The following is a 12,615-nucleotide window of genomic DNA, read 5'->3' on the forward strand; positions in this document are numbered from 1 at the left end:
CTCACCCCTCCGTGCTGGACTCGACGTGCGGGACGCCGAGCCCGTCGGCCAGATTGTCCAGTGCCACCCGCGCCAGCGGAAGGTCGACCGAGACCGCCTCCCCCAGCGCGAGAGCGAGGCTGAGATCCTTCTCCCCCAGGCCGCGGGCATGCAGAAACGGCTCGTAGAGGAAGTGGTCGTGATCGAGGGGGCGCATGTCGTCGCGCACCATGATCGCGCCGGCGCCACTGGTCAGCGCATCGGTGTGACGCACCACCCGGCCGAGCTGCTGCAGGTCGATGCCTGCCTGCTCGGCCAGTCTCATCGCCTCGCACGCCGCCGCGTACGAGGTGAAGGTCAACATGTTGCGCGCCAGCTTCATCCGCGTCCCGGCGCCTGGCGCACCGGCGTGGATCACCATCGAGGCGAACTGCTTGAACGCCGGCTTGATGCGTTCGTACACCTCGCGGTCGGCGCCCACCATCACCGCGAGCTCGCCCTTGCCTGCGGCCGCCCCGCCACCGCTGACCGGCGCGTCGACGATGTGGATGTCCTGCGGCCGGAGTTGCTCGGCCAGTTCGACGGCGGTCTCGGGGCTGATCGTCGAGTGGATCGCGATGACGGTTCCCGGCTTCGCGTGCTCGGCCAGCTCGGCGACCACCTCGCGCACCTGCGCGTCGTTGAGCACGGTGACACTGATGATGTCGGCGCTCGCCACGTCGGCCACGCTGTCGGCCACCGATGCGCCGGCCTCGACCAGCGGGGTCATGGCGTCGGTGCGCACGTCGAACACGGTCAGCCCGCCGGGCCACTCGACCAGCCGGGCGGCCATCGGCGCGCCCATGTTGCCCAGGCCGATGTAGCCGTACTTGGGATCACTCATCAGCGGATGATCTGTCCGCCGTCGACATTGAAGATCTGGCCCGTGACCCACTTGGCCTGATCCGACAGCAGGAACAGGCACATCCCGGTCAGGTCGTCCACTTCGCCCATGCGGGACAACGGGATTCCCTTGACGATGTCGGCGACCATCTCCTGCGGAGTGGTGGTGCGGTTGGCCTCGGTGTCGATGGGTCCCGGCGCGATCGCGTTGACGCGGATGTTCTGGCCGCCCAGTTCGGTGGCCAGCTGCTGGGTGAGGCCGTTGATGCCGACTTTGGCCAGGCCGTAGAAGTTCGAGTACAGCCACGCCGCGGTCGACGACTGGTTGACGATCGCACCGCCGCCGCGCTTGGCCATCTTGCGGTACACCGCCCGGGTGCACACCAGCGCGCCGTCCATGTTCACGCTCATGAACTTCTTGTAGTAGTCCCAGTCGACGGTGATCAGGAAGTCCAGCTTCATCCCACCGAAGATGGCCGCGTTGTTCACCAGGTAGTCGATGCCGCCGAACTCCGACAGTGTCTGCGCCGCCATTTCTTTCGCGGAGTCCGGGTCGGAGACGTCGACACGCACCGCGAGCGCGTTGCCGCCCTCGCCCTTGATGCCGTCGGCCACCTTCGCAGCGCCCTCGGTGTTGATGTCGGCGACGACGACCGCCGCGCCCTCACGTGCCAGCGCCTCGGCGTACGCCTGGCCGATGCCGCCGCCGGCACCGGTGACGATCGCCACCTTCTCCTTGAACTGATCTCCGTAGAGTCCCATTCCGGCCTCCGCTTTCTACTTCGCTGCCTTGGCGATCGCCTTGATCTCGAGGTATTCCTCGAAGCCGGCGAGGCCCATTTCCCGGCCGATGCCGGACTGCTTGTAACCACCGAACGGCATGTCCGCCGAGTACCAGACTCCGCCGTTGATGTTGACGGTTCCGACGCGCAGCCGGGCGCCGATGCCCGCGGCGCGGTCCTCGTCCGCCGAGAAGACGGTGCCGGACAGGCCGTAGGGCGAGTCGTTGGCGATGCGGACGGCGTCGTCGTCGCCGTCGTGGGCGATCACCGTCAGCACCGGCCCGAAGATCTCCTCGCGCGCCACCTTCGCACTGTTGCCGAGGCCTGCGATCACCGTCGGCTCGATGAAGAAGCCGGTGTCACGGTCGGCGGGACTGCCACCGCCGCAGGCGAATCGGCCGCCCTCGGCGATCGCCGAGTCCAGGTAGCCCTGGATCCGGTCGCGCTGGCGCGCCGAGATCACCGGCCCGCAGATGGTGCCCGGCTTGTTCGGATCGCCCGGCTTCAGTCCGCCCATGGTCGCGGCGGCCGCCTCGACGGCCTCGTCGTACCGGGCGCGGGGAACCACCAGCCGCGTGGTGATCGCGCAGCCCTGGCCGGCGTGCATCGACGCGGTGAACGCCGCCATCGAGCACGCGCCCGCCAGGTCGGCGTCGTCGAGCACCAGGAACGCCGACTTGCCGCCCAGCTCGAGGAAGACCTTCTTCAGCGTGGCCGCGCCGTCGGACATCACGGCCCGCCCGGTGTTGGTCGACCCGGTGAACGACACCATGTCGACGCGCGGATCCTTCGAAAGCAGCGCGCCCACCGCGTGGTCGCTCGAGGTGATGATGTTGACCACGCCCGGAGGGAAATCGGTGTGCTCGGTGATCAGCTCGCCGAGCACCGCCGCCGCCCATGGTGTGTCGGGCGCGGGCTTGAGCACCAGCGTGTTCCCCGCCGCCAGGGCCGGGCCGACCTTGGCGAGGTTGATCTGGTGCGGGAAGTTCCACGGCGTGATGGCGCCGACGACGCCGATCGCCTCCCTGGCGATCGTGCGGTGGGTCTTGATGCCCATCGGCGACGCGACACCCAGATCGGACGTCCACTCGTAGCCCTGCGCGGTGTCGGCGCAGAAGCTGAGGTCCTCCACCGGACCCTCCAGCTGCGCCGCCGCGGTCAGCATCCGCGGCGCGCCCACCTCGGCGATGGTGAGGTCCCGCAGTTCCTCGACGTGGTCGCGCATCGCCTGCTGCAGCTGCCGGATGCACCGGACGCGCAGCTCGACGTCGGTCGACCAGCCGGTGTCGTCGAACGCCCGGCGGGCGGCCTCGATGGCCGCACCCATGTCCTCGGCCGTCGCGTCCGCCGCGACACCGAGCGTCTCCTCGGTGGCGGGGTTCACCGTGGCGAACGTGCCGCCGCTGCCGGTCACCAACTTGCCGTCGACCAGCAGCCGACTCTCTCGATCGCCCAGCAGCGTCATCCGCACTCCCGTCTCGTCACTGGACAACTGTCCGGCGCTGTTCTGTCGAACCATAGCCTTCGGCCCAACCGCCCCGCAAGGCCGGGCCACCTGCGGCTCCGCCGTCACCTCCGAAAAGCACATGCGCACGGCCAATTTGCGGCTCCGGCTTGCCTCGCGGTGCGGACGTCGGATAACTTGGACATGTGTCCAGTGATGCAGTGGTCGCGATCACAGACGGCAGCTCGCCGGCCGACGTGGTCAAGGCGCCGCGCAACCGCCGGCAGGAGGAGACCTTTCGCAAGGTGCTCACCGCCGGGGTCGAGATGCTGCGCGAGTCGTCGTATGCGGATCTGACCGTCCGTGCCGTGGCGGCGCGGGCCAAGGTGGCGCCCGCCACCGCCTACACCTACTTCTCTTCGAAGAACCACCTGATCGCCGAGGTCTACCTCGACCTGATCAAGAAGGTGCCGTTCTTCACCGATGTGAACGAGCCCATGCAGGCCCGCGTCGCGCAGGCGCTGCGGGCGATGGCGCTGACGGTGGCCGACGAGCCCGAGGTGGCCGCGGCGTGCACCACCGCACTGCTGACCGGCACCGACCCGACCGTCCGTCAGGTGCGCGACCGCATCGGCGCCGAGATCCACCGCCGCATCCGTTCCGCGGTCGGCCCGGACGCCGACCCGCGTGCGGTCGCGGCCCTGGAGATGACGTTCTTCGGCGCGCTGGTCAACGCGGGCAGCGGCGCCTTCACCTACCACCAGATCGCCGACCGGCTGTCCTACGTCGTCGGCCTCATCCTCGGAGAAGACAAGTGACCGTTTCTGACGTCGTACTGGACCCGTACGACTACGACTTCCACGAGGATCCGTACCCGTACTACCAGCGCCTGCGCGACGAGGCGCCGCTGTACCGCAACGAGGCCCTCGGATTCTGGGCGCTGTCGCGCCACACCGACGTGCTGCAGGGCTTCCGCAACAGCACCACGCTGTCGAACAAGTTCGGCGTGTCACTGGACCCGGCGTCGCGCGGACCGCACGCCGCCAAGACCATGTCCTTCCTCGCGATGGACGACCCGGCGCATCTGCGATTGCGCACCCTGGTCTCCAAGGGCTTCACCCCGCGCCGCATCCGCGAGCTGGAACCGCGGGTCACCGAGATCGCGGTGCAGCACCTCGACGCGATGATGGAGAAGGCCGACGGCAACGCGACCGTCGACTACGTCAACGAATTCGCGGGCAAGCTGCCGATGGACGTCATCTCCGAGCTGATGGGGGTGCCGCAACCCGACCGCGACCAGGTCAGGGCGTGGGCCGACGGAGTGATGCACCGCGACGACGGCGTGACCGACGTGCCGCCGGAGGCGATCGAGGCCTCGATCAACCTGATCGTCTACTACCAGGAGATGGTCGCCCAGCGCCGGAAGAACCCCACCGACGACCTGACGACGGCGCTGCTGGAGGCCGAGATCGACGGTGACCGGCTCACCGACGACGAGATCCTCGGCTTCATGTTCCTGATGGTGATCGCGGGCAACGAGACCACCACCAAACTCCTTGCCAACGCCGCGTTCTGGGGGCACAAGAACCCCGACCAGCTCCAGCCGGTCTACCAGGACGAGTCCCGGATCCCGCTGTGGGTCGAGGAGACGCTGCGCTACGACACCTCCAGCCAGATCCTGGCCCGCACCGTCGCCGGTGACCTGACGCTGTACGACACCACCATCCCCGACGGCGACGTGCTGCTGCTGCTGCCCGGATCCGCGCACCGCGACGAGCGGGTCTTCGAGAACCCCGACGACTTCGTCATCGGCCGCGAGATCGGTTCGAAGCTGATGAGTTTCGGCTCCGGCGCGCATTTCTGCCTCGGCGCCCACCTGGCTCGCATGGAAGCGCGCGTCGCGCTGGCCGAGCTCTTCAAACGAATCCGCGGATACGAGGTCGACGAGGCCAACGCCGTCCGCGTCCACTCGAGCAATGTCCGCGGATTCGCCCACCTGCCCATGACCCTCCAGTCCCGCTGACAAGCCCGCCCGAGAGGCTCACGTTCCATGCCACGTTTTGCTCCACTTCCCGAACGCCGACCCGCCATCGTGGCCGGCGCCTCCTCCGGCATCGGTGAGGCCACCGCCATCGAGTTGGCCGCCCGCGGATTCCCCGTCGCGCTCGGCGCTCGCCGGGTGGAGAAGCTCGAGGACCTGGTCGGAAAGATCAACGCCGACGGCGGCGAAGCGGTCGGCTTCCACCTCGACGTCACCGACCCCAATTCGGTGAAGTCGTTCGTGACGCAGTCGATCGACGCACTGGGCGACATCGAGGTGCTGGTCGCCGGTGCCGGTGACACCTACTTCGGCAAGCTGGCCGAGATCAGCACCGACGAGTTCGAGTCGCAGCTGCAGATCCACCTGGTCGGCGCGAACCGGCTGGCCGCCGCGGTACTGCCCGGCATGCTCGATCGCCAGCGCGGAGACCTCATCTTCGTGGGATCCGATGTGGCACTTCGGCAGCGGCCGCACATGGGCGCCTACGGCGCCGCCAAGGCCGCGCTGGTGGCCATGGTGAACAACTACCAGATGGAACTCGAGGGCACCGGCGTACGCGCCTCGATCGTCCACCCCGGGCCGACCAAGACGTCGATGGGCTGGAGCCTGCCCGCCGACAAGATCGGGCCCGCGCTCGAGGACTGGGCCAAGTGGGGCCAGGCCCGCCACGACTACTTCCTGCGCGCGTCGGATCTCGCGCGCGCCATCACCTTCGTGGCCGAGACACCGCGCGGCGGATACATCGCCAACATGGAGCTCCAGCCCGAAGCACCGCTGGCCGACGCGCCCGCAGACCGTCAACAGCTGAAGCTCAACGAGGAGAATCTGGCCGGCGGGCAGGAGCGAAGCGACATGGGAATGGACCCGGCATGACCACTGCGATCGTTCCCCGCGTCTCGGGCGGCGAAGAGGAGCACGGCCACCTCGAGGAGTTCCGCACCGATCCGATCGGGCTGATGTCGAGGGTGCGGCAGGAATGTGGGGATGTCGGCTGGTTCCAGCTCGCCGACAAGCAGGTCGTCATGCTGTCCGGATCCGAGGCCAACGAGTTCTTCTTCCGCTCCAGCGACAGCGAGCTCAACCAGGCCGAGGCCTACCCGTTCATGACACCGATCTTCGGCGAGGGCGTGGTGTTCGACGCCGACCCCGAACGGCGCGCGGAGATGCTGCACAACACCGCACTTCGCGGTGAGCAGATGAAGGGCCACGCCGCCACCATCGAGAACGAAGTCAAGAAGATGATCGCCGGATGGGGCGACGAAGGCGAGATCGAACTACTCGACTTCTTCTCCGAGCTCACCATCTACACCTCGACGGCCTGCCTGATCGGGTTGAAGTTCCGCGAGCAGCTCGACAGCCGGTTCGCCCACTACTACCACCAGCTCGAACGCGGCACCGACCCGCTGTGCTACGTCGACCCCTACCTCGACATCGACAGCTTCCGCATCCGCGACGAGTCGCGGGTGAAACTCGTTGCGCTGGTCCAGGAGATCATGGACGGACGCATCGCGAACCCGCCCGCGGACAAGGCCGATCGCGACCTGCTCGACGTGCTGGTGTCGATCAAGGACGACGACGGCAACCCGCGCTTCACCGCCAACGAGGTGACGGGGATGTTCATCTCGCTGATGTTCGCGGGCCACCACACCAGCTCGGGCACATCGGCGTGGACGCTGATCGAACTGATCCGCCACGCCGATACCTACGCCGAGGTGCGGGCAGAGCTCGACGACCTCTACGCCGACGGCCAGGAGGTGAGTTTCCACGCGCTGCGCCAGATCCCGAAGCTGGACAACGTGGTCAAGGAGACACTGCGCCTGCATCCGCCGCTGATCATCCTGATGCGGGTCGCGCAGGACGAGTTCGAGGTGAAGGGCTTCCCGATCCACAAGGGTGACTTCGTCGCGGCGTCACCGGCGATCTCCAACCGGATCGCCGAGGACTTCCCCGACCCCGACGCGTTCAACCCCGATCGCTACAACAAGCCCGAGCAGGCCGACGTCGCCAACCGATGGACATGGATTCCCTTCGGCGCCGGCAAGCACCGCTGCGTCGGTGCGGCGTTCGCGCAGATGCAGATCAAGGCGATCTTCTCGGTGTTGTTGCGCGAGTGCGAGTTCGAAATGGCCCAGCCCGCGGAGAGCTACCACAACGACCACTCGAAGATGGTCGTGCAGCTGGCCCAGCCGGCAAAGGTGCGCTACCGCAAGCGCGCCGCCGGCGGGCAGGAGCGAAGCGACCGGGGAATCGGGAAGGCCTGATCCGCCATGGGTTGCTATCGAGTCGTGCTCGACGAGGACCTGTGCCAGGGCCACGCGATGTGCGAACTGGAGGCTCCCGACGTGTTCACGGTGCCCAAACGCGGCGTCGTCAAGATCCTGGACCCCGAACCACCCGACGAGCTCCGCGATGCCGTGGAGCTGGCTGTCGACATGTGCCCTACCCGAGCAATATCCATCGAAGAGAAGGACTGACAATGGCGTCACGCGAACAGCTCGAGAACTGGGTCGAGCGCTGGCTGCAGGCCAACAAGGACGCCGAGAAGGCCGGCGACTGGAAACCGTTGGCCGAGTTCTACACCGACGACGCGACCTACGGCTGGAACATCGGGCCGAAAGAGGACGTGATGTGCGTCGGTAAGGACGAGATCCGCGACACCGCACTCGGTCTGGAGATGGAGGGCCTGGAGAACTGGTACTACGAATACCAGAAGGTGCTCATCGACGAGAAGCAGAACGAGATCGTCGGCTTCTGGAAGCAGATCGTCAACAAGGGTGACGGCACCCAGGACGAGATCTACGGCATCGGGGGCAGCTGGTTCCGGCTGAATGACGATCTGAAGATCGAGTGGCAGCGCGACTTCTTCGACTTCGGCCATGTGCAGAAGATGTTCATGAAGCTCATCGAGTCCGGCGACCTCACCGCGACCATGCAGAAGCGCATCGAACGCAGCCTGGCCGGCGAGAAACTGCCTGGCTACTACCCCCTCGGCAACGCGCCGGTCCCGATCTGGTGACTCCCGGCCAAGCAGTTGCTTGGGGGCGGGTGTGACGCACCTAACTAATGCCTCTAGTCTGTGCTCACCGGCTCTATTGGAAGGCAGCTTTTGATGAAGACAAAAGGCGCTCTCATCTGGGAGTTCAACCAGCCGTGGTCGATCGAGGAGATCGAGATCGGAGACCCCGTCAAGGACGAGGTCAAGATCCAGATGGAAGCGTCGGGCATGTGCCATTCCGACCACCATCTGGTCACCGGTGACATCCCGATGGCCGGTTTCCCGGTGCTCGGCGGCCACGAAGGCGCGGGCATCGTCACCGAGGTCGGTCCGGGAGTCGAGGACATCGCGCCCGGCGATCACGTGGTGCTGTCGTTCATCCCGTCGTGTGGCAGGTGTCCGTCGTGTCAGGCCGGGCTCCGCAACCTCTGCGACCTCGGCGCCGGGCTGCTCGGCGGCCTCGCGGTGTCCGACAACACCCATCGCATCCACGCCAAGGGCCAGCCCGTCATCCCGATGACGCTGCTCGGCACGTTCAGCCCGTACATGGTGGTGCACAAGAGCTCGGTCGTGAAGATCGATCCGTCCATCCCGTTCGAGGTGGCCTGCCTGGTCGGCTGCGGCGTCACCACCGGCTACGGCTCGGCGACCCGCACCGCGGACATCCGCCCGGGTGACGACGTCGCCGTGATCGGCGTCGGCGGTGTCGGCATGTCGGCGCTGCAGGGCGCCGTCAACGCAGGCGCGCGCAACATCTTCGTGATCGAGCCGGTGGAATGGAAGCGCGACGCGGCGCTGAAGTTCGGCGCCACACACACCTATCCGGACCTCGAGTCCGCATTCGCCGGCATCGCCGAAGTCACCTGGGGCCTGATGGCCAAGAAGGTGATCGTCACGGTCGGCGAGCTGAAGGGCGCCGACGTCGACAGCTACGTCAACCTCACCTCCAAGGGCGGCACCTGCGTGCTGACCGCGATCGGCAGCCTGCTCGACACCAACGTCACGCTGAACCTGGCGATGCTGACGCTGATGCAGAAGAACCTGCAGGGCACCATCTTCGGTGGCGGCAACCCGCACTACGACATCCCGCAGCTGCTGTCGATGTACAAGGCGGGCAAGCTCAACCTCGACGACATGATCACCCGCCAGTACCAACTCGAACAGATCAACGACGGGTACAAGGACATGCTCGAGGGCCGCAACATCCGCGGCATCATCCGCTACACCGACGCGGACCGCTGACCGTGGGCACCGACACCGCCCAGCAGACGCCGGTGGTGACCGCGTCGGAGTCGTCGTGGCGCTGCGTGCAGGCCGGCGACAAGGACGGCTGGCTGGCCCTGATGGCCGACGACGTGGTGCTCGAGGACCCGATCGGCCAGGCGGTCACCAACCCGGACGGCAACGGGGTGCGGGGCAAGCAGGCGGTGTCGGAGTTCTTCGACGCCAACATCGGTCCCAACCAGCTGACCGTCACCCGGGAGGCGACGTTCGCGTCGAGTTCCCCGACGGAGATCGCCTACATCCTGGTGCTGCGCACCCGCTTCCCCAACGGCTTCGTCGCCACGGTGCGGGGCGTCTTCACCTACCGGGTGAACGACGACGGCCTGATCACGAACCTGCGCGGCTACTGGAACTTGGAGGACTCGATGGAGTTCAGCCAGGAGGGCGAGGGCGATTAGCGCCGGCCCGCTCGACGGGCGTGGCGCGGTCGTCGTCGGCGGCTCGCGGGGTGTGGGCCTCGCGGTGGCCTCGCTGCTCGCCGCGCACGGCGCGGGAGTGGTGCTCAACGGCCGAGATCGCGACGCGGTTACCACTGCGGCGCAGGGCATCCCGGGTGCGCACGGTGTCGCCGGGTCACCCGCGGACCCCGAGGTGGCCGACGCACTCGTCGAGGCGTGCGTGCAGGAGTTCGGCCGCATCGACATCCTGGTGAACTGCGCAGGCACCGCCGAGCCGCCCGGGTCGTCCATTCTCACGGTGACCAGCGGGGAGTTCCGCGAGCTGCTCGACGCACATCTCGGCACGGTGTTCGAGACGTGCCGGGCCGCCGCGCCGCGGATGGTCGCCCAGGGCGGCGGCGCGATCGTCAACACGAGTTCGTTCGCATTCCTCGGCGACTACGGCGGCAGCGGCTATCCGGCCGGGAAAGGCGCGGTCAACGGGCTCACGCTGGCGATCGCCGCGGAACTCAGGGGGAAGGGCGTCCGGGCGAACGTGGTCTGCCCGGGGGCGAAGACCAGGCTCTCGACCGGTCCGGAGTACGAGGCGCACATCGCCGACCTGAACCGCCGTGGCCTGCTCGACGACGTCAGCATGCAGGGCGCGCTCGACGCCGCGCCGCCGGAGTACGTCGCCCCGGCCTACGCCTACCTGGTCAGCGACCGGGCCCGCGACATCACCGGCCGGATCTTCATAGCCGCAGGCGGGTTCATCGGCGAATTCGCCCGGCCCTCACCCGGTTTCATCGGCTACCGGGACCACCATGATTCGCCGCCGTGGACCCTCGACGAGTTGGACGCGCTGATCTCCGCACGTTGACCGCCGACAGTACGGTTGTTGACGGTTCTACTCGCGTTTTGCGTCAACAACCGTAGCCTCGGCGGCGTTGGCGATCTGGCATGCTCGTCCCCATGGCGACCGTCTTCACCAAGATCATCAACGGAGAACTGCCGGGCCGATTCGTCTACGAGGACGACGACATCGTCGCCTTCCTCACGATTCAGCCGATGACGCCGGGCCACACGCTCGTGGTCCCCCGCGCCGAGATCGATCAGTGGCAGGGCATCGAACCCGCGGTCTTCGGTCGCGTGATGGAGGTGGCGCAGCTGATCGGCAAGGCCGTCATCAAGGCGTTCCCCGCCGAGCGCGCCGGGCTGATCATCGCCGGCCTCGAGGTGCCACACCTGCACGTGCACGTCTTCCCGGCCCGGGATCTCGCGGACTTCGGCTTCGCGAACGTCGACAACAATCCCTCGCCGGAGTCGCTCGACGACGCTCAGCGCAAGATCAAGGCGGCGCTCGCCGAACTGACCTGAGGCGTCACACCCGCGAGGAGTTGTCCGCCGAACTCGCCGCCACCGGCGTCTCCGAGATCCGCGGCAGCTGCACACGGAACCGGCAGCCTTCGCCGGGCGCGGTGGAGACGGTGACCGTCCCGCCGTGCGCGAACACCAGCGAGTCCACGATCGACAGCCCAAGGCCGGTGCCGCCGCTGGCCCGGGCCCGCGACGAATCTGTCCGGTAGAACCTCTCGAACACCCGCTGCGCGTCCTCCGGACTCATACCGGGACCCTCGTCGCACACCTCGAGCACCGCATCGTCGCCGTCGGTGCCGACCCGCAGCGCGATACCGGCGGTCTCCGGGGTGTGCTGCAGCGCGTTGGCGACGAGATTGCCGAGCACCTGACGCAGCCGGGCCTCGTCCCCGAGCACCTCGGGCGTGCCCGGACCGTCGAACACGTCCAGGGTGATCGAGCGCTTCGGCGCGATCGACCGCGCGTCGTGCACCGCGTCGGTGGCCATCGCCAGCAGATCGACCCGGCGCTGCTCGAGCGGGCGCTGCGCATCGAGACGCGCCAGCAACAGCAGATCCTCGACGAGCAGGCCCATCCGTCGCGACTCGCTCTCGATGCGGCTCATCAGCATCTCCACATCGCGGGCCGCGCCCTGGCGGTACAGCTCGGCGAACCCGCGGATCGTCGTCAACGGGGTGCGCAGTTCGTGGCTGGCATCGGTGATGAAGCGGCGCATCCGCTCCTCGGAGGTGCGGGCGTCCTCGGCCGACGACTCCGACGACGCCACCGCGCGCTGGATCTGGGCGAGCATGCCGTTGAGCGCCAGCGACAGTCGGCCCACCTCGGTGCGCGGGTCGCGCTGCGGGACCCGGCGGTCGAGCTGGCCCGCGGCGATGGCGGCCGCCGTCTCCTCCACTTCGGTCAGTGGCCGCAGGCTGCGGTGCACCACGGCATAGCCCAGTACTCCGAGCACCAGGAGCACCGCGGCGCCGATCCCGGCCTGCGACCAGACCAGCGCTCGGACCGTCGACTGCACGTCGGACAGATCGACGGCCACCGTGGTGACGGTGCCGTCGGGCCCGCGCACCGTCATCGCGCGCCAGGTCACGTTCGAGTGGTTGACCGAGTGGACGGTGACCGGTTCGGGGCCCACGTCGTTGTCGTCGGGCAGCACCGGTTCGGCGTCACGGTCGTTGACCGCCATCCACATCCGGCCGTCCGGGTCGACGCCACGGACGTAGAAGTTCGACGGCGGCCGGGCCGGGTTCGGCCCCTCCGCGGGCATCGACGACGACCGGGCGGGCGCCTGCGCCCATCCGCGCGACGCCTCGAGCAGCGTCTGGTCCACCCGGTTCTCCAGGCTGTGCCGCATGATCGTGGTGACGGCGATGCCCGAGGCCAGCAGGCCGCAGGCCACCAGTACCAGGGTGGCGGCCACCAGCCCCACCCGCAGCGGCACGCCCTGGCGCACTATC

The 12,615-nt window shown here is 67.9% G+C and carries 14 protein-coding genes; 10 read left to right on the forward strand and 4 right to left on the reverse strand.

What is annotated here, in order from left to right; translation table 11 throughout:
* Window position 1 precedes the first annotated feature (1 nt).
* The 3 genes from H7I41_RS18135 to H7I41_RS18145 are packed head-to-tail and all read right to left on the reverse strand — an operon-like array spanning window position 2 to window position 3,108.
* A complete protein-coding gene (locus H7I41_RS18135; protein WP_264013991.1) occupies window positions 2-862 on the reverse strand; it encodes an NAD(P)-dependent oxidoreductase in 861 nt (286 codons plus the stop codon).
* The gene (locus tag H7I41_RS18140; RefSeq protein ID WP_264013992.1) at window positions 862-1,623 is read right to left on the reverse strand and encodes an SDR family oxidoreductase; all 762 of its coding nucleotides are present in this window, start codon (window positions 1,621-1,623) and stop codon (window positions 862-864) included. Before H7I41_RS18140 ends, H7I41_RS18135 begins: the two co-directional genes overlap by 1 nt.
* A gap of 15 nt (window positions 1,624-1,638) precedes the next feature.
* Complete coding sequence (locus H7I41_RS18145; RefSeq protein WP_264013993.1) at window positions 1,639-3,108, reverse strand: aldehyde dehydrogenase; 1,470 nt, start codon at window positions 3,106-3,108, stop codon at window positions 1,639-1,641.
* A 185-nt stretch (window positions 3,109-3,293) separates the two neighbouring features.
* On the opposite strand from H7I41_RS18145, the gene H7I41_RS18150 reads away from it, so the two are divergent.
* The 10 genes from H7I41_RS18150 (at window position 3,294) to H7I41_RS18195 (ending at window position 11,161) form a co-directional block, all read left to right on the forward strand.
* Complete coding sequence (locus tag H7I41_RS18150; RefSeq protein ID WP_302912522.1) at window positions 3,294-3,905, forward strand: TetR family transcriptional regulator; 612 nt, start codon at window positions 3,294-3,296, stop codon at window positions 3,903-3,905.
* Window positions 3,902-5,110, forward strand: a complete 1,209-nt coding sequence (locus H7I41_RS18155; RefSeq protein ID WP_264013994.1) for a cytochrome P450 — start codon at window positions 3,902-3,904, stop codon at window positions 5,108-5,110. The genes H7I41_RS18150 and H7I41_RS18155 overlap by 4 nt, the downstream gene beginning before the upstream one ends.
* Before the next feature lie 27 nt (window positions 5,111-5,137).
* The gene (locus tag H7I41_RS18160; RefSeq protein WP_264013995.1) at window positions 5,138-6,001 is read left to right on the forward strand and encodes an SDR family oxidoreductase; all 864 of its coding nucleotides are present in this window, start codon (window positions 5,138-5,140) and stop codon (window positions 5,999-6,001) included.
* On the forward strand, window positions 5,998-7,389 hold the full coding sequence (gene cyp51, locus H7I41_RS18165) for a lanosterol 14-alpha demethylase (protein WP_264013996.1): 1,392 nt from the start codon (window positions 5,998-6,000) through the stop codon (window positions 7,387-7,389). The genes H7I41_RS18160 and cyp51 overlap by 4 nt, the downstream gene beginning before the upstream one ends.
* Before the next feature lie 6 nt (window positions 7,390-7,395).
* The gene (locus H7I41_RS18170; RefSeq protein ID WP_264013997.1) at window positions 7,396-7,602 is read left to right on the forward strand and encodes a ferredoxin; all 207 of its coding nucleotides are present in this window, start codon (window positions 7,396-7,398) and stop codon (window positions 7,600-7,602) included.
* A 2-nt stretch (window positions 7,603-7,604) separates the two neighbouring features.
* Window positions 7,605-8,144, forward strand: coding sequence for a nuclear transport factor 2-like protein (locus tag H7I41_RS18175; RefSeq protein ID WP_264013998.1), 540 nt, complete (start codon window positions 7,605-7,607; stop codon window positions 8,142-8,144).
* A gap of 93 nt (window positions 8,145-8,237) precedes the next feature.
* Window positions 8,238-9,365, forward strand: coding sequence for an NDMA-dependent alcohol dehydrogenase (locus tag H7I41_RS18180; protein WP_264013999.1), 1,128 nt, complete (start codon window positions 8,238-8,240; stop codon window positions 9,363-9,365).
* A gap of 2 nt (window positions 9,366-9,367) precedes the next feature.
* Window positions 9,368-9,805, forward strand: coding sequence for a nuclear transport factor 2 family protein (locus H7I41_RS18185; RefSeq protein ID WP_372503766.1), 438 nt, complete (start codon window positions 9,368-9,370; stop codon window positions 9,803-9,805).
* Window positions 9,801-10,664, forward strand: a complete 864-nt coding sequence (locus tag H7I41_RS18190; protein ID WP_264014117.1) for an SDR family NAD(P)-dependent oxidoreductase — start codon at window positions 9,801-9,803, stop codon at window positions 10,662-10,664. Before H7I41_RS18185 ends, H7I41_RS18190 begins: the two co-directional genes overlap by 5 nt.
* A 92-nt stretch (window positions 10,665-10,756) precedes the next feature.
* On the forward strand, window positions 10,757-11,161 hold the full coding sequence (locus H7I41_RS18195) for an HIT family protein (RefSeq protein ID WP_264014000.1): 405 nt from the start codon (window positions 10,757-10,759) through the stop codon (window positions 11,159-11,161).
* Window positions 11,162-11,165: 4 nt separating this feature from the next.
* Here the strand turns inward: H7I41_RS18195 and H7I41_RS18200 are convergent, their stop codons facing one another.
* The gene (locus H7I41_RS18200) at window positions 11,166-12,611 is read right to left on the reverse strand and encodes a sensor histidine kinase (RefSeq protein WP_372503767.1); all 1,446 of its coding nucleotides are present in this window, start codon (window positions 12,609-12,611) and stop codon (window positions 11,166-11,168) included.
* Window positions 12,612-12,615: the final 4 nt, after the last annotated feature.

Origin of the sequence: [Mycobacterium] manitobense (assembly GCF_025821665.1) — a bacterium.
GTDB lineage: Bacteria > Actinomycetota > Actinomycetes > Mycobacteriales > Mycobacteriaceae > Mycobacterium > Mycobacterium arseniciresistens.